14 protein-coding genes are annotated in these 16119 nt (G+C 60.8%); 12 read left to right on the top strand and 2 right to left on the bottom strand.

Features of this window, described 5'->3' with window-relative positions; genetic code table 11:
- The first annotated feature begins 73 nt into the window (after positions 1 to 73).
- From L8U58_RS05840 to ctaF, 3 genes are all read left to right on the top strand, one after another.
- A complete protein-coding gene (locus tag L8U58_RS05840) occupies positions 74 to 1834 on the top strand; it encodes a pyruvate dehydrogenase (RefSeq protein ID WP_034970251.1) in 1761 nt (586 codons plus the stop codon).
- 286 nt (positions 1835 to 2120) lie between these two features.
- Entirely contained in the window at positions 2121 to 3230 is a 1110-nt protein-coding gene (ctaC, locus tag L8U58_RS05835; protein WP_034977274.1) for an aa3-type cytochrome oxidase subunit II, read from the top strand.
- A gap of 41 nt (positions 3231 to 3271) precedes the next feature.
- A complete protein-coding gene (gene ctaF, locus L8U58_RS05830; protein WP_034970243.1) occupies positions 3272 to 3703 on the top strand; it encodes an aa3-type cytochrome oxidase subunit IV in 432 nt (143 codons plus the stop codon).
- A 106-nt stretch (positions 3704 to 3809) separates the two neighbouring features.
- Here the strand turns inward: ctaF and trpD are convergent, their stop codons facing one another.
- Positions 3810 to 4913 (bottom strand): anthranilate phosphoribosyltransferase, encoded by a 1104-nt coding sequence (trpD, locus tag L8U58_RS05825; protein WP_034991850.1) that lies wholly within the window; start codon positions 4911 to 4913, stop codon positions 3810 to 3812.
- A gap of 356 nt (positions 4914 to 5269) precedes the next feature.
- On the opposite strand from trpD, the gene ctaE reads away from it, so the two are divergent.
- The 4 genes from ctaE to qcrB all read left to right on the top strand — a co-directional run bounded on the left by ctaE (position 5270) and on the right by qcrB (position 9697).
- Positions 5270 to 5881, top strand: a complete 612-nt coding sequence (gene ctaE, locus L8U58_RS05820) for an aa3-type cytochrome oxidase subunit III (RefSeq protein ID WP_034970235.1) — start codon at positions 5270 to 5272, stop codon at positions 5879 to 5881.
- 83 nt (positions 5882 to 5964) lie between these two features.
- On the top strand, positions 5965 to 6864 hold the full coding sequence (gene qcrC / locus L8U58_RS05815) for a cytochrome bc1 complex diheme cytochrome c subunit (protein ID WP_269954900.1): 900 nt from the start codon (positions 5965 to 5967) through the stop codon (positions 6862 to 6864).
- Complete coding sequence (gene qcrA / locus L8U58_RS05810) at positions 6861 to 8066, top strand: cytochrome bc1 complex Rieske iron-sulfur subunit (protein ID WP_269954899.1); 1206 nt, start codon at positions 6861 to 6863, stop codon at positions 8064 to 8066. The genes qcrC and qcrA overlap by 4 nt, the downstream gene beginning before the upstream one ends.
- Positions 8063 to 9697 carry a cytochrome bc1 complex cytochrome b subunit gene (gene qcrB, locus L8U58_RS05805; protein WP_269954898.1) on the top strand — a complete coding sequence of 545 codons (1635 nt, stop codon included), beginning with the start codon at positions 8063 to 8065 and terminating at the stop codon, positions 9695 to 9697. The genes qcrA and qcrB overlap by 4 nt, the downstream gene beginning before the upstream one ends.
- Positions 9698 to 9775: 78 nt before the next feature.
- Here the strand turns inward: qcrB and L8U58_RS05800 are convergent, their stop codons facing one another.
- Positions 9776 to 10537: a 3'-5' exonuclease gene (locus L8U58_RS05800; protein WP_237743875.1), complete on the bottom strand. Its 762-nt coding sequence runs from the start codon at positions 10535 to 10537 to the stop codon at positions 9776 to 9778.
- Positions 10538 to 11018: 481 nt separating this feature from the next.
- Between L8U58_RS05800 and L8U58_RS05795 the strand changes: the two genes are divergently transcribed.
- The 5 genes from L8U58_RS05795 to L8U58_RS05775 all read left to right on the top strand — a co-directional run bounded on the left by L8U58_RS05795 (position 11019) and on the right by L8U58_RS05775 (position 16114).
- Positions 11019 to 11639 (top strand): C40 family peptidase, encoded by a 621-nt coding sequence (locus tag L8U58_RS05795; protein WP_034972070.1) that lies wholly within the window; start codon positions 11019 to 11021, stop codon positions 11637 to 11639.
- Between the two features lie 233 nt (positions 11640 to 11872).
- Positions 11873 to 13051 (top strand): NlpC/P60 family protein, encoded by a 1179-nt coding sequence (locus L8U58_RS05790; RefSeq protein WP_269954921.1) that lies wholly within the window; start codon positions 11873 to 11875, stop codon positions 13049 to 13051.
- A 34-nt stretch (positions 13052 to 13085) separates the two neighbouring features.
- The gene (locus tag L8U58_RS05785; RefSeq protein WP_269954897.1) at positions 13086 to 14273 is read left to right on the top strand and encodes a glycosyltransferase family 4 protein; all 1188 of its coding nucleotides are present in this window, start codon (positions 13086 to 13088) and stop codon (positions 14271 to 14273) included.
- A gap of 89 nt (positions 14274 to 14362) precedes the next feature.
- Positions 14363 to 15352, top strand: a complete 990-nt coding sequence (locus L8U58_RS05780; protein WP_269954896.1) for an ROK family protein — start codon at positions 14363 to 14365, stop codon at positions 15350 to 15352.
- A gap of 33 nt (positions 15353 to 15385) precedes the next feature.
- Positions 15386 to 16114: a lysophospholipid acyltransferase family protein gene (locus L8U58_RS05775; RefSeq protein WP_034972072.1), complete on the top strand. Its 729-nt coding sequence runs from the start codon at positions 15386 to 15388 to the stop codon at positions 16112 to 16114.
- Positions 16115 to 16119: the final 5 nt, after the last annotated feature.

Raw genomic sequence — 16119 nt, 5'->3', positions numbered from 1 at the left:
TACATAATTTGACTTCTGTGAGAATATCCAGCGATCAGTGCGCTGGGGGTGCGGTACGCGTAGCCTCGGGTACATGGCAAAAAACTTCGCATCACAGCTGGTAAAGACTCTCGAAAAGCAGGGCGTTAAACGAATCTTCGGGCTGGTGGGCGATAGCCTTAACCCAGTCGTCGACGAGGTTCGCCAGTCCTCCATTGAATGGATTCACGTGCGCAACGAGGAAGCTGCGGCGTTTGCCGCCGGAGCCGAATCCCTCGTCACCGGCGAGCTTGCCGTATGCGCCGCATCGTGTGGCCCGGGTAACACCCACCTGATCCAGGGACTCTACGATTCGCACCGCAACGGCGCGAAGGTCCTGGCCATCGCCTCGCACATCCCCAGCGTGCAGATCGGCACTCAGTTCTTCCAGGAAACCCACCCGGAGCAGATCTTCCAGGAGTGCTCCGGCTACTGCGAGATGGTTAACTCTGCCGCCCAGGGGCCGAAGGTTCTGCACAACGCTATCCAGTCCACTCTGGCTGGCAACGGCGTGAGCGTGCTGGTTATCCCGGGTGACGTATCTTCCCAGGCGATCGAGGAGGAGGGCTTCATTGACTCGGTGTACGCCAAGGGCCGCCCCGTGATGTACCCGGATGCCGAGGAAGCAGCCCGCCTGGCCAAGGCCATCAACGATGCTAAGACCGTCACTTTGTTCTGCGGTGAGGGCGTCAAAAATTCTCGTGAACAAGTGCTCAAGCTGGCAGAGAAGATCAAGTCCCCGATCGGCCACGCTTTCGGCGGCAAGATGCACATTCAGTACGACAATCCGTTCGACGTCGGTATGTCCGGCCTGCTGGGGTACGGCGCGGCGCGCGAGGCTATGTACGATGCCGACCTGCTGATCCTGCTGGGTACCGACTTCCCGTACAACGACTTCCTGCCCACCGGCAACGTGGCACAGGTCGACATCGACGGCTCCCACATTGGGCGCCGCACCACGATCAACTACCCGGTCGTCGGTGACGTCGGCGCGGTTATCGATACGATCCTGCCGCACATCGAGGAAAAGACCGACCGTAGCTTCCTGGATAAGCAGCTACGCAACCACGCCCGCGCGCTGAACCACGTGGTGGATGCCTACACAAAGAAGGCTGGCAAGTCTAAGCCAATCCACCCTGAATACGTGGCGGACACCATCGACCGTCTGGCGGCCGAGGATGCGATCTTCACAGTCGATACCGGTATGTGCAACGTGTGGGCCGCCCGCTACATCACTCCGAACGGCAAGCGCGAGGAGATCGGCTCTTTCCGTCACGGGACCATGGCCAACGCGCTGCCGCAGGCACTGGGCGCGCAGGCTGCAGACCGAAACCGCCAGGTGATTTCCTTCTCCGGCGACGGTGGCCTGGGCATGCTCATGGGTGAACTGCTGACGGCGAAGCTGCATGACCTGCCGGTCAAGATCATGGTCTTTAACAACTCCTCGTTGGGCATGGTGAAGCTGGAGATGATGGTTGCCGGCCTACCGGAGCACGAGACGGATCACGAGCACGTGAACTTCGCCAAGATCGGTGACGCTATCGGCATTAAGACGATCCGTATCGAGGATCCGCAGGACGTCGAAAGCGGCATCAAGGAGGCGCTGGCTTATGACGGTCCGGTGCTGGTCGATGTTGTGACCGACCCGAACGCCCTGAGCCTGCCGCCGAACATCACGTGGGAAATGATGATGGGCTTCTCTCGCTCCGCGACCCGCACCGTGTTTGAGGGTGGCGTTGGCCGCATGGTGAACCTTGCCCGCGCCAACCTGCGCAACATCGGTGGAGCCGGAGTGATCGAGATCAACAAGCTCTAAACCGAACACCACGGGCGCCTGAAAGACACGCCCTTTAAGCCGATTCTTAGGCGGGAGTCTCGCGCTGCGCGGGCTCCCGCCTAACCCGTGTGGGGGCAATCGGGGCGGTTGCCAACCCCGAAAAGGGAATATCACGTTTCGTGATGGTGGCATTGTCCTGTCAATGGTCTAAGGTTCTTTAAGTGAAGTGGTTCTAGGTCTACCTATCGCGCGCGAACTGCAGGCGCACGTTAGGTGCGGAGGATCTGGAACTCAAGTGACGTGTGAATGAGGAAGGCAAACTCGCGTGGAACAGCGAAATAAGCACGGTATGACTCGCCGTATTGGCCTCGCCGGTGTACTGGGTCTTGCTGGCCTGGTGCTGACTGGCTGTACTGTCGCCCCGCCGGATAACAAGTTCTTCGAACTGCTTCGTATGGGCTGGCCGAAGGGCATTACCCCCGAGTCCAAGGAAATGGGCAACCTCTGGGTGTGGGTCTGGGTCGTCGCCTGGATCATCGGCATCATCATGTGGGTTCTGTTGTTCGTGAACATGGGTCGCTCTAGCGCGAAGAAGGCTGCGAAGCGCGGCGAGGACGAGTTCCCGCGCCAGACCGGCTACAACGTTCCGCTGGAGCTGGTGCTGACCACCCTGCCGGTTCTGATCGTTTGTGGCCTGTTCTTCTTCAACGTGCAGGCACAGGATCGCGCAACGGCTCTGGACAAGGATCCGAAGGTTACCGTTGACGTCACCGCATACCAGTGGAACTGGAAGTTCGGTTACGAGAAGGTTGCTGCAGAGCTGAACGGTGGCAAGGAGTACAACGGCACCGACAAGGAAGCTCAGGCTCGCGCCGAGGATTCCAAGAAGCCGGCCGAGAAGCTCGACGAGCACGGCCACCAGGTTCCGGGCCCGATCCACGGTCGCGCCAAGGATGACTACAGCTTCCTGAAGTTCAACAAGATCGAGACCCTGGGCACCACCCAGGAGATCCCGGTTCTGGTTGTTCCTTCCGGCACTCCGATCGAGTTCAACCTGGCTTCCGCCGACGTTGTTCACTCCTTCTGGATCCCGGAGTTCCTGTTCAAGCGCGATGCCTTCCCGCACCCGGAGGCTAACCGCTCTGAGCGTCGCTTCCAGGTCGAGTCCATCGACAAGGAAGGCGCATTCGTTGGCCGCTGTGCTGAGATGTGCGGTACCTACCACGCAATGATGAACTTCGAGCTGCGCGTTGTTTCCCCGGAGAAGTTCGAGCAGTACATGAAGTTCCGCCAGGACAACCCGGATGCCCCGAACTCCGAGGCTCTGAAGTCCATCGGCGAGGAGCCGTACGCAACCTCCACCCACCCGTTCGAGTCCAACCGCACCGGTACTCGTACCCCGAACGAGAACTACAAGGACCACAACGCCGCGTAAGAAGCGGGGCGCAAGGCTAAGTAAGGAAGAGAGATAAGCAAATGAACTCTGGTGCAAAGCTTTTCTACGGTATCGGCACCTTCTTCGTTGTGGTCACGGTGTTCTACTTCATCGTCACCTCCTCCGTGAAAGATACGGGCAACGTCATGGGCGTTGAGTGGGCTGGTGGCACCGGCCTGGTCATGGCCACCCTGCTGGCCTTCATGCTCGGCGGTTACCTCCACCTGACCGCCAACAAGACCGACATCGGTCCGGATGACTGGGAAGAGGCGGAGATCGAGGACGGCGCTGGCGTGCTGGGCTTCTTCTCCGCAAGCTCCATCTGGCCTTTCTGGATGACCGTCTCCATCGTCGTGATGGGCGCCGGCCTGGCTTGGTGGCACCTGTGGCTGGTCGTCTTCGGCGCAGCCATGCTGATCTGGGCAACCACGATGCTGAACCTGCAGTACGGCCTGCCGCCGGAGAAGCACTAAAACTTCACACTTCACTAAAAGCTCCCCCTCCCGCTAACCACTCTGGTTGCTGCGGGAGGGGGAGTTCTTTTTGTCTTTCTTATCGACGCCCCTTCAGGCGCGCCGACTAAAACTCACGCCCAACAATCCTTTCCATCTGGCGCAAGGCGGCACCGGATTCCAGAGCCTCACGGGCGACCTCTACCTGGGCGGCGAGGGCCGCCTGGAAACCTTCCTCCTCCCAGCCCTGGACGGCTGTCAGGGCGCCAGCCGCGTTAATCAAGACAGCATCCTTGATCGCCCCCTCGATCTCGCCCTTCATGAGGCGCACAGCAACGTCCGCGTTGTAGTTCGCGTCGCCGCCCGCGAGGCTGCCGTCCTCATAGAAGTCGAGGCCGACGCTGCGAGGGTTAATGATTTCCTCACCGGTGCGGCCGCGGGCGTCCACAGTTACAACCTCAGTGGGCGTGCAGACAGAGATTTCGTCCATTCCGTCCATGCCGCGCACCACGAGTACGCGACTACCACGATGGGCGAAGGCACCGCCCATGATGGGCATGAACTCCTTGAAGGCGCAGCCAATGAGGCCGTACTTGGGGTAGGCCGGGTTCGTCATGGGTCCCAGCAGGTTGAAGATGGTGGGCGCGCCCAACTGGCTGCGAACGGGGCCGGCGAAGCGCATGGCGGGGTGGTAGGTCTTGGCGAACATGAACGCAAAGCCGGTGGTGTGAGCGTCCTCGCGGATGGCCTCGGGGGAGCGCTCGATGTCGAGCCCCAGAGCCTCCAGCATGTCTGCGCCGCCGCACTTGGAGCTGGCAGCGCGGTTGCCGTGCTTAACCACCGGAACGCCGGCAGCGCTGACAACGAAGGAGGCCATCGTGGAGATGTTGACGGTGTGGTGGCCGTCGCCGCCGGTACCGACGATGTCCACGCAGTTGGGAACATCGCTGAAGTCCACGGGGGTGGCGAAACTAGTCATCGTCTCCGCGGCGGCAGCGAGTTCCGCAGCGGTGATGCCCCGGACTCGGATGCCGAAGATAAACGCTGCGATCTGTGCTTCGGTGGCTTTGCCGTCCATGATCTCGTTCATGGCCCAGCGCACCTGCGATTCACTGAGCTCCTGTCCGTTACCCAAGCGCCCCAACACGCCGGGCCAGGTGAAGTAGCTGGGAGGCAGCTGTTCGGGGGACAATCCGCCCGGTTGTGCGGGCTGTGGGGTAGCGGGGGACATTGCTATTGGGGTACCTCTCTGGTTAGAAGATTCTAAGCGTACTAACCAGTCTATTAGGCTCGAGGGGAGTGCGGGGAGCTTTTGGCGGGTGATCAGGCGGTTCCCGTTGGGGGTGCCGGGGGAGGCCAGGGTTAGCCCCATCAGAGGGTAGCGAGCGTGTCTGCTCTTGACGAAAGTGTGTATTGACCTGTCGTTATGATAGGCCGTCGGATGGGTGCATGGAAAAGTTCCCGCTAACCCCTAACGGGGTGGACTTTCAGGCCTATCCAAGGTTTCACCTGCGGATTTACAGATTCCTTCCAGAAAACCGCTCGAGTGAATCGACTATCGGGCTTCAAACGGCCATACTGTTAGGCGTGACGAGCGCAGTTGAAAACCCAGGTATGGCAGCACCACATCGTGTTGCGACACTGAACCGACCCAATATGGTCAGTGTCGGCACGATTGTGTTCCTGTCTCAGGAATTGATGTTTTTCGCTGGCCTGTTCGCGATGTACTTCGTGTCCAAGGCCAACTCTGGCGGCAATTGGCCGTCCGAGCCCACGGAGCTGAACGTGCCGTTCGCGGCAGCAATTACGGTCATTCTGATCAGTTCTTCGTTCACTGCTCAGTGGGGCGTATTCGCAGCGGAGAGGGGTGACGTCTTCGCACTCCGCAAGTGGTATGCACTTTCGGCGCTTCTGGGAACGATCTTCCTGGTTGGCCAGATCTACGAGTACATCCACTTGGTTGAGCACGGAACCACGATCGGTGGCTCCGTCTACGGATCGGTCTTCTACATCACGACAGGCTTCCACGGCGCGCACGTGCTCGCCGGTGTTCTGGCCTTCGTTGTGGTTCTGTTGAGGACCGCGAAGTCGAAGTTCACCCCGGCACAGGCCACCGCCGCCGTCGTTGTGTCTTACTACTGGCACTTCGTGGACGTGGTGTGGATCGGCCTGTGGATCACGATTTACTTCATTCAGTAGGCCGGCCAGGCCGGTTCTTCCTTCTGAAGAGAGTCGGCCTACAGCCCATCGCAATTCCATTGACTAACAAATAAGGGAACAAGATGGATATCAACTCCACCAACGCAACCACGGGGCAGGCCCCCAGTGGTTCGAAGGGCGGTGCCGCCAAGGCACGCCGCCGCCGGAAGGTCCGTAAGGCCTTCGCCGGCGCGTTGGCTTTGTTGTTCGCACTCACCGGTGCGGGCTTCCTGGCCAACGCATTGACCCCTGATACCCAGAATGCCGTAGCTGAGCAGAGCTCCGAGGATCTGGCCGAGCAGGGTAAGGAACTTTACGAAGTTGCATGTATTACCTGCCACGGTGCAAACCTGCAGGGCGTGAAGGACCGCGGTCCTTCCCTGATCGGTGTCGGTGAGGGCGCTGTGTACTTCCAGGTACACTCCGGCCGCATGCCGATGCTGCGTAACGAGGCGCAGGCCAAGCGTAAGCCGCCGCGCTACTCCGAGCAGCAGGCTTTGGCGCTTGCAGCTTACGTTAACGCCAACGGTGGCGGCCCGGGCATCGTCCGCGACTCCAACGGTGAGATCGCGATGGAGTCCCTGCGTGGCTCCAACAACAAGGACGGCAAGATCGACCCGGCCGACGTAGCCCGTGGTTCTGACCTGTTCCGCCTGAACTGTGCATCCTGCCACAACTTCACCGGTAAGGGTGGCGCACTGTCGAGTGGTAAGTACGCACCAGCTCTGGCTCCGGCTAACGAGCAGGAGATTTACCAAGCTATGCTGACCGGCCCGCAGAACATGCCGAAGTTCTCCGATCGCCAGCTGACTGCTGACGAGAAGAAGGACATCATCGCCTTCATCAAGTCCGCCAAGGAGACCCCCAACCCGGGTGGCTTCGGACTGGGTGGCATCGGCCCGGTGACTGAGGGCATGCTGATGTGGTTTGCTGGCATCGTGGTTCTCGTTGCCTTCGCTATGTGGATTGGATCGCGGTCATGAGTGAGAACGCCAAGAAGTACAGCCACGACGAGCTGTCGAAGATGAATGATGACGAGCTAGCCCGTCTGGGTACTGAGCTCGACGGTGTGACGGTTGCCTACCGTAAGGAGCGCTTCCCGATCGCCAACGATCCCGCTGAGAAGCGCGCGAGCCGCAAGGTCACCATCATGCTGGCCCTGTCGGTACTGTTCGCGATCGCTTTCATCGGTATCTACCTGTTCTGGCCGTGGGAGTACAAGCACCTGGCTGAGGATGGTGTTTGGCTCTACTCCATCTACACTCCGCTGCTGGGCCTCACCTCCGGCCTGAGCATCACCCTGCTGGGTGCTGCCATCGTTGCGTACACCAAGAACTTCGTTCCGGAAGAGATCTCGGTACAGACCCGTCACGATGGTCCGTCCGAGGAGGTTGACCGCCGTACGCTGGTCGCTCTGCTGAACGATTCCTGGAAGACCTCGACTCTGGGTCGTCGTCCGGTTATCGCTGGTCTGGTCGGCACCGGTGCTGTCCTGGCTGGTCTGACGATCGCTCTGCCACTGGGCGGCATTGTTAAGAACCCCTGGAAGGCCAAGGCAATGGGCATCCAGGGCGACGGTACCCTGTGGACCACCGGCTGGACGCTGGCGGAGCAGGGCGAGAAGGTCTACCTGGGCCGCGACACCGGCGCGATCGCCGAGGAGCACGATGGGCACTACAGCACCCAGGGTGTTTCCCGACTGATCCGCATGCGTCCGGAGGACCTGGATCCGGCCTCGATGGAGACCGTGTTCCCCATGACCGAGGATATGGTCAACGACGGCGACAAGTTCGACAAGAACCGCGACGTCTACGAGGAGCACATGCACTCCATCCACGGCCCGCGTAACGCCGTGATGCTGATTCGCCTGCGTTCCGCAGATGCCGAGAAGGCAATCCTGCGCGAGGGCCAGGAGGACTTCCACTACGGTGACTACTTCGCTTACTCGAAGATCTGTACCCACATTGGTTGCCCTACGTCCCTGTATGAGCAGCAAACTAACCGCATCCTCTGCCCGTGCCACCAGTCTCAGTTCGATGCACTGCAGCACGGTAAGCCGATCTTCGGACCGGCAGCCCGCGCACTGCCGGAGCTGTCGATCTCGGTCGACGAAGAGGGATACATGTACGCCGACCGTAACTTCATCGAGCCTGTCGGCCCGGCATTCTGGGAGCGTCGTTCATGACCACTAAGCAACAGAGCCGCGCTGCTAAAGCGGCCAACAACATCGACGAGCGGTACACTGCCTCCGGCCTGATCCGCCCGCAAATCAACAAGGTATTCCCGACTCACTGGTCTTTCATGCTCGGTGAGATCGCGCTGTACTCCTTTATTATTCTGATCCTGTCCGGTGTCTACCTGACGCTGTTCTTCGATCCCTCCATGTCGAAGGTGATCTACGACGGCGCCTACGCACCGCTCAACGGCGTGGAAATGTCCGCCGCTTACAAGACTGCTCTGAACCTCTCCTTTGAGGTTCGCGGTGGCCTGTTTATCCGCCAGGTCCACCACTGGGCTGCGCTGCTGTTCGCCGTGTCGATCATGGTGCACATGCTGCGCATCTTCTTCACGGGTGCGTTCCGCAAGCCGCGTGAGGCCAACTGGGTAATCGGTTGTGTCCTGCTGCTGCTGTCCGTGGCCGAGGGCTTCATGGGCTACTCCCTGCCGGACGACCTGCTGTCCGGTGTCGGTCTGCGCATTATGTCTGCCATCATGGTTGGCCTGCCGATCATCGGTACCTGGCTGCACTGGATCATGTTCGCTGGCGACTTCCCGGGTGAGATCATCATTCCTCGCCTGTACATTGCCCACGTTCTGCTGATCCCGGGCATCCTGCTGGCTCTGATCGCTGCTCACCTGGCACTGGTTTGGTACCAGAAGCACACCCAGTTCCCTGGACCGGGTCGTACCGAGAACAACGTTGTCGGCGTTCGTATTCTGCCGGTGTTCGGTCTGAAGGCCGCTTCCTTCGGCCTGATCACCTTCGGTGTTGTCGCTCTGCTGGCCGGCCTGTTCCAGATCAACGCAATCTGGAACCTGGGCCCGTACAACCCGTCGCAGGTTTCCGCTGGTTCCCAGCCGGATATCTACATGCTGTGGACTGACGGTGCTGCACGTGTCATGCCTGCCTGGGAGCTCTACCTGGGTAACTACACCATCCCGGCTGTGTTCTGGGTAGCACTGCTGCTGGGTCTGCTGGTTGTCCTGCTGTTCACCTACCCGTGGATCGAGCAGAAGATGACGGGCGATGACGCCCACCACAACCTGCTGCAGCGCCCGCGCGACGTTCCGGTCCGCACCGCTATCGGCGTGATGGCTCTGGTCTTCTACGTACTGCTCACCATCTCGGGTGGTAACGACCTGCTGGCCATGCACTTCACGATCTCCCTGAACCTGATGACGTGGCTGGGTCGCATTGGCCTGGTGTTGCTGCCGCCGATCGCGTACTTCATCACGTACCACCTGTGCGTCTCCCTGCAGCGCTCCGACCGTGAGGTTCTGGAGCACGGTATCGAGACCGGTACGATTCGCCAGCTGCCTTCCGGTGGCTTCATCGAGGTCCACCAGCCGCTGGGTCCGGTCGACGAGCACGGCCACCCGATCCCGCTGGAGTACCAGGGCGCTTACGTTCCGAAGACCATGAACGAGCTGGGCGCCGCTGGCCACCCGGGTCGCGGTGGATTCTTCTCCCCGGATTCCCCGGAGATTGCCGAGAAGGCAGAGCGTATCGAGAAGGAAAACCACGCCGAGCAGAAGGAAATGTTCGAGCGTCTGAACGAGGAGAACCGTCGTCGCCACGAGGAGCTCGACAAGTAACCCTCGTTAAGAGCTAACTCAACTGCTCTCACAAAGGCTCGTAGAGATCCCGTCCACCTTCCAAGGTGGGCGGGATTTTTATTGCTCAGTCAAGGCGCGCAGCACGCCATAGGTCGCCAGGGCATCGTTCATTGCACGATGTAGCGGGCGGTGGGGGACTTTTAGGTATGACGCCACGTTCCCCAATCGATACCGTCCAACGGACTCTCGGGGGATCAACGCACGGGAGGCTTCCGCGGTGCACACTAGGCGGGGAGTATAAGGAGGCACAGAATCTATGTCGGTTGGTTCCATGCCTGTGTCCCTGTGTTGAGTCTGCGGCGCCAGCTGTGCCCGCAGAATCTCGTGTTGGATAAAGGAGAAGTCGAAGGACACATTATGGCCGACAAGGCGTGGCGTGGCTGCATGGGCGGGGAGAGTTGCACCCGTGGGGGAGTTGGGGCGCAGGAAGTGCATGAGATCGGGCAGAACCTCCGCAAACGTCGGCTGATCGGCGAGTAGGCCGGCCGAAATGCCGGTGAGGTCTGTGACTTCCTCTGGTACGTCCTGGTGGGGGTTGAGGAGGGTGGCGAAGCGATCTGTGATCTCGCCGTCTGCAACCCGTAGCGCGGCAATCTCGATGATGCGGGCCTGTTGTGGGCGCAATCCCGTAGTTTCCAAGTCGATGACGATGCAGTCTGAGAGGGTGCGCTGCAGATCCACGCGCAGCCTTCCCGGATCTGCGTGTTCCGGTGTGCGGGGCTGCTGGGGCAAGCTGCGCTGAGGCAGAGCGTGTTGGTGGGAGTGGTGCTGGGGTGGGCTCTGCAGCGGTGAGTTCTGCTCTAGAGGGGAAGGAGACACGAAGAATCAGTCTAGCGGGGAGCGCGATAGGTGGGTTGATTCGTCACCTTGTTGGGGCGGAGGGGCGTCCAAAAATAGGCCAAAAAACGTGTTGTGTGACGAAGGTCACATAAAATGATTCCTGAGAGTAGGGTAAGGGGAAGGGGGTGTATGGCTCTTCTGGGTGGCGGAAAGAAATCCCAGGTCAGCGAATTATAAAGCTTTGATAACTTTCACGCTCGTGTTGAAGGTTCGTAAAGTATCGGATTGATAACAATCGCACGTAAACGACGGAAATCAAGAAAATTTGGCGATTAGCTAGACATTGCTTGCAACCATTTCGTAATCTTTTCGAGACCTTAGCGGTGAGCCCAAACAAGGAACTTGGATCGCCAAGGGTTGAACTACAACAGAACACTCACCGCACCGCGGTAGCGGCAATAGCTACCGGGCGAGGGGATACATCCCCAGACAACGGACTGAAAGGTAATTGAGGATCAATATGGGCAAGCACAGCCTGAAGAAGAACAACGCATCCCGCAACGCAGCAATGATCGCCGCCGTCGGTGTGGGCGCCGCTGTACTGAACCCCGCTGCAGCCCAGGCTGCTCCGGTCACCCACAAGCCGTCCGGCGTAACCGTCGAGATTCCGGACCACATGCTGCCGGCCATCAAGCCTTACTTCAAGCAGGCTAACCTGACCACCGGTGACAAGGCTCCGGCCGCAAAGGGTGCACCGGCAGCTAAGCCGGCCTCGGCGCCGAAGCCGGCCAGCTCCTCCATCGGCCAGCGTATTGCTGACATCGCTAAGTCCAAGATCGGCGCTCCGTACTCCTGGGGTGCTGCTGGCCCGAACGCTTTCGACTGCTCCGGCCTGACCTCTTGGGCGCACCGCCAGGTTGGCAAGAACATCCCGCGCACCTCTTCCGCGCAGGCTGCCGCAGGCAAGAAGGTTTCCCTGAGCGCTCTGCAGCCGGGCGACGTGATCTCCTACTACGGTGGCGCTTCTCACGTTGCCATCTACATCGGTGGTGGCAAGATCGTCCACGCGCTGAACTCCGGCAACCCGGTGCGCATCGATAACCTGCACATGATGCCGGTCTACAACGCGGTTCGTTTCTAAGTTTTTTTAGTGACGCCACCCCAGTTTGTCGATAGCCTGGAAGGTGCTTCTGGGGCTTAAGTTACAGCTGGTAAATATGTGAAAAGGTGGGGCTTGTGCCGTTTGGGTATGAGTCCCACTTTTGCCCTTTTATGTGGCAGAATATCTACCGTTACCAAACGGTGATCTACGCCGTTGGCCCGTCCAGTGGCCATTACTCCTTCAGAATTAAAGAAAGTCCAGTCGTGAACGTGATGTTTTCCTCTTCTCGCGATCGCTTCGTCGGTTCCCGCGCGCTTACCAAGGCCGCTACCGCAGCTCTTCTGTCCCTCGCAGTGGGCGCCAGTGTCCCGCAAGCCGGCGCTGACCCGCAGGATGTTCGCAACAACCAGCAAGAGGCGCAGAATCAAGGCGACAAGGGCGACAAGAAGGCTGAAGAGGTTCGCCGTCTGCTCGACGCTCCTATTCCGAAGGACGTCGACGGGCTGCTGAACCACGTGAAGAAGATCTCCAATCTTGCCTCCGAGACCTCGGACGAGGTCGAGCAGCTGAAGATCGACATCAAGCAGGCCGAGGGCAACCTGGGGCGGGCTAACAAGACCGCTGATGATGCCAAGAAGCGCGCGGATAAGCTCGCCGTTGACGTGAAGTCCTCCCGTGCGAACGTCACCGGAGTTTCCCAGGCTATGTACCGCGGCGCGACCGTTGACCCGGTATCCGCTTTCGTCGGCTCCCAGGGGCCACAGGCTGCCGTCGAGCGCTCCTCTTACCTGGCCACGATCGGCAACCAACGCACCGATGCTGTCGACAACCTGACCCGCAAGCTGAAGGATGCGGCTAAGGAGAAGAACAAGGCCAGCCGCTCTAAGGCAACCGCCGATTTCCAGCTGCGCACCCTCAACGACCGCAAGTCGGACCTGGAGGACCGTAACAAGCAGCTCGATAAGCTCAAAGACAAGGTCATGAAGGTCGTCGACGGCCTCAGCCCGGAGGATCGCCGACGCTGGGCCGACCGCAACGGCCCGATCGACGTCGACGTAGAGGCGTTCCTCGGCGGCCTGAAGGGTAAGGGTGATTCCGGCGCGCCAGTCAACGCAACCGGTGTGGTTGCCGCAGCGCTATCCAAGATCGGTTCTCCGTACTCTTGGGGCGCTACCGGCCCCAGTGCCTTCGATTGTTCTGGACTGATGTACTGGGCATACCAGCAGCAGGGTAAGACGATCCCGCGTACCTCCTCCGCACAGATTGCCGGTGGGCAGTCCGTGTCTATCAATGACCTGCAGCCGGGCGATATCGTCGGCTACTACCCGGGCGTGACCCACGTTGGCATGTACATCGGCGACGGCAAGGTGGTCCACGCTCCCGACTACGGCATCCCCGTCCAGGTGGTTCCGCTGAACTCCATGCCTGTCCAGGGTGCTGCCCGCTACTAGTAGAAGTAGAACTGGCGCCGATATCATTTATCGTATGCCTAGCGAAGTCCAGCACCGCCACCCGCGCGTCCTCGTTGTCACCAATGACTTTCCGCCTACCTTCGGCGGGATTCAGACGTACGTTCGTGACTACCTCACCACACTGGACCCCAACAACGTGGTCGTGTTCGCGTCCACGCAGCATGCCACCAACGCTCGGGAGTTCGACTCTCAGCAGGATTACACGGTCGTCCGTTGGCCCCGCAAGGTCATGTTGCCCACTCCCGCCACTGTCCAGCGGATGCAGCAGCTGATCCGCGAACACGAGATCCACACTGTCTGGTTCGGCGCTGCCGCTCCACTGGCACTTATGGCCTCAGCTGCCCGTGCCGCGGGCGCACGCCGCATTGTCGCTTCCACCCACGGCCACGAGGTCGGCTGGTCGATGTTCCCCGGCACCCGCCAGGTGCTGGGTCGGATCGGCCGGACGGTGGACTGCCTTACCTATGTCTCGCACTACGCCCGCAACCGCATGGCCAGCGCCTTTGGCCCCTCCGTGGCTTGGGAGCCCATGCCCGGTGGCGTGGATACCGACGTGTTCCACCCGAATCCGGCCGTCCGTGACGCACTGCGCGCCCGCTATGGGCTGGAGGACAAGAAGGTTATCGTCGCGGTTTCCCGGTTGGTTCCGCGCAAGGGTCAGGACACGCTGGTCAAGGCCATGTCCGCCATTTTGCGCGAGCATCCGGATGCGCATCTGCTGATCGTCGGACCCGGTACGTACCGCGCGAAGTTGGAGGAACTGGCGCGGCGGTTGGGCGTCACAAAGAATACGACCTTTACCGGTGCCGTTGAGGCAGAAGAGCTACCGGGGCACTTCACCGTCGGCGATGTTTTCGCGCTGCCGGTGCGCACTCAGCTGGGCGGCTTGTCGGTGGAGGGGCTAGGCATTGTGTTCCTCGAGGCGCAGGCCGCCGGCGTGGCCACGATCGCGGGGAATGGCGGCGGCGCCCCGGAGACCGTGATGGACGGTCGAACGGGCGTGGTCGTGGACTCGCGGGACCTGGACGACGTTGCCGGTCGTATCTCTGTGTTACTTGGTGACGCCCCTACGCGCCAGCGCCTGGCGACCGCAGCTAGGAAGCACGTGAATGAACGTTGGACCTGGCAGGTCCTGGGGTATCAGTGCCGTGCGGTAATGGCAGGTGAGGGTGGGGTTCCGCCGCGCCATAGCTTCGCTTAGAACGCCGACTGGGCGGTGGGGGACGTTCCGCACGATTTTTATGGGGCGCCGGGCTGGCTAGAATGAGGGGGTTAATCGGTACAGAAAGAATGTTCGGAAGGGTGGATCGTCGCGTGACTGGGAGCTTGACCGTAGGCGTGGACATCGGCGGTACCAACCTGCGCGCTGCCGTGGTGGACGCCGACGGGAAGATTCTGGACATTGAAAAGCTGCCCACCCCATCCAACGTGCACGCCTTGGAAGCTGCGCTGGTACACGCCGTGGGCTGCCTGCAGCGCCGCAACGAGGGGATCGGGGCGGTCGGCTTGGCAGTCGCCGGGTTCATTAACTCGCAGCGTGATACGGTGCGCTTCGCCCCGCACCTGCCGTGGAGGAACACCAAGGTGACCCAGCGGCTGAGCACACGCCTGGGGCTGCCGGTGGAGCTGGAGCACGATGCGAACTCCGCCGCGTTGGGGGAGTACCACCTGGGAGCTGCGCAGGGAGCGGGCACGTGGGTGCTCTTTGCGCTGGGCACAGGCATCGGCGGGGCAGTGATGGTCGATGGCGAAATCTACCGCGGGGCATTCGGAACCGCCCCGGAGTTCGGGCACCTGACCGTCATGCCCGGCGGGCGGGCCTGCCCCTGCGGAAAGCAGGGATGCTTGGAACGCTATTGTTCCGGTTCGGCGCTGGCGCTGACGGCACAGGATCTGATTGCGACGGGAGAGTTCCCGGATTCCGCCATTACTCGCGAGTTCGCACAGCACCCGGAGGAGATCTCTGGCCGGGCGGTAGTGCGCCTTGCCCGCGAAGGCGACCAGCTGGCGCGTGCCGCCGTAGAGGACATAGGACTGTGGCTCGGCCGGGGTCTGTCGCTGGTACAGGACGTGCTGGATCCGGAGCTGATTGTCATCGGCGGGGGAGTCAGCGCAGACGCGGATCTGTTCCTGGACCAGGCCGAATCCATGCTGAACTACGACATTGTCGGGGCTGGTCACCGACCAGTCGCGCGGGTGAAAACTGCGCAGTTGGGTGGCGATGCCGGTATGATCGGCGTGGCACTACTGGCGCGCAAGCACCTAGGAAGCGCCGCCTAAAGAGGGAAAATAGAGTAACGGTAGGTTTAAAGCATGCAGAACAAGGCGTATTGGTTCTTTAAGTACATCCTGATCGGCCCGTGGCTGCGTGTATATAACCGCCCGTTCACCAAGGGGCTGGAAAAGCTTCCCAAGGAGGGCGAGGGCCTCCTGGCCTCCAACCACCTGGCAGTGATGGACTCCTTTTACCTGCCGCTGGTATCCAAACGACAGCTGACGTTCCTGGCCAAGAAGGAGTACTTCACCACCCCCGGCCTGGTCGGTGGCATTCAGAAGTTCTTCTTCACCTCCGTCGGCCAGGTGCCGATTGACCGCCAGGACAAGGAATCCCAGAACGCGGCCTTGGCAACCGCACTGAAGGTGCTGGAGCGCGGCGACCTGTTGGGCATGTATCCAGAAGGAACCCGCTCGCCGGACGGGCGCCTGTACCGTGGCAAGACCGGACTGGCCCGCATCGCCCTGGAATCTGGGGTGAAGGTGTACCCGGTGGCGATGATCAACACGAATAAGGCAAACCCCATCGGCACGTGGATCCCCCGTCCGGCGCGCTGCGGCGTGTATGTCGGTGACCCGATCGATCCCGAAGATTTCCGTGATGCGGGCGACGACTACGCCCAGGCCAGGGCGCTGACCGACGCGATCATGGAAGCCCTGCACGAGCTTTCCGGTCAGGAGTATGTGAAGGATTTCTATGCCGCGGATGTGAAGAAATCCCTGGAGGAAGGCAAGGGCTACCCGCCGGGATCGGAGCCCCGTAACTAGGGCTG

Origin of the sequence: Corynebacterium macclintockiae (assembly GCF_027570165.1) — a bacterium.
Taxonomy (GTDB): domain Bacteria; phylum Actinomycetota; class Actinomycetes; order Mycobacteriales; family Mycobacteriaceae; genus Corynebacterium; species Corynebacterium macclintockiae.
Note: the sequence above shows the minus strand (reverse complement) of the source record. Positions and strands in the feature narration are given on the sequence as shown.

Excerpts from the sequence above, each read along its gene's own strand:
- L8U58_RS05795 (WP_034972070.1), top strand. The coding sequence starts at position 11,019 with ATGGGCAAGCACAGCCTGAAGAAGAACAACGCATCCCGCAACGCAGCA.
- trpD (WP_034991850.1), bottom strand. The coding sequence starts at position 4,913 with ATGTCCCCCGCTACCCCACAGCCCGCACAACCGGGCGGATTGTCCCCC.
- qcrC (WP_269954900.1), top strand. The coding sequence starts at position 5,965 with ATGGATATCAACTCCACCAACGCAACCACGGGGCAGGCCCCCAGTGGT.
- qcrA (WP_269954899.1), top strand. The coding sequence starts at position 6,861 with ATGAGTGAGAACGCCAAGAAGTACAGCCACGACGAGCTGTCGAAGATG.
- ctaF (WP_034970243.1), top strand. The coding sequence starts at position 3,272 with ATGAACTCTGGTGCAAAGCTTTTCTACGGTATCGGCACCTTCTTCGTT.
- L8U58_RS05790 (WP_269954921.1), top strand. The coding sequence starts at position 11,873 with ATGTTTTCCTCTTCTCGCGATCGCTTCGTCGGTTCCCGCGCGCTTACC.
- L8U58_RS05840 (WP_034970251.1), top strand. The coding sequence starts at position 74 with ATGGCAAAAAACTTCGCATCACAGCTGGTAAAGACTCTCGAAAAGCAG.
- L8U58_RS05785 (WP_269954897.1), top strand. The coding sequence starts at position 13,086 with ATGCCTAGCGAAGTCCAGCACCGCCACCCGCGCGTCCTCGTTGTCACC.
- L8U58_RS05780 (WP_269954896.1), top strand. The coding sequence starts at position 14,363 with ATGTTCGGAAGGGTGGATCGTCGCGTGACTGGGAGCTTGACCGTAGGC.
- qcrB (WP_269954898.1), top strand. The coding sequence starts at position 8,063 with ATGACCACTAAGCAACAGAGCCGCGCTGCTAAAGCGGCCAACAACATC.
- L8U58_RS05775 (WP_034972072.1), top strand. The coding sequence starts at position 15,386 with ATGCAGAACAAGGCGTATTGGTTCTTTAAGTACATCCTGATCGGCCCG.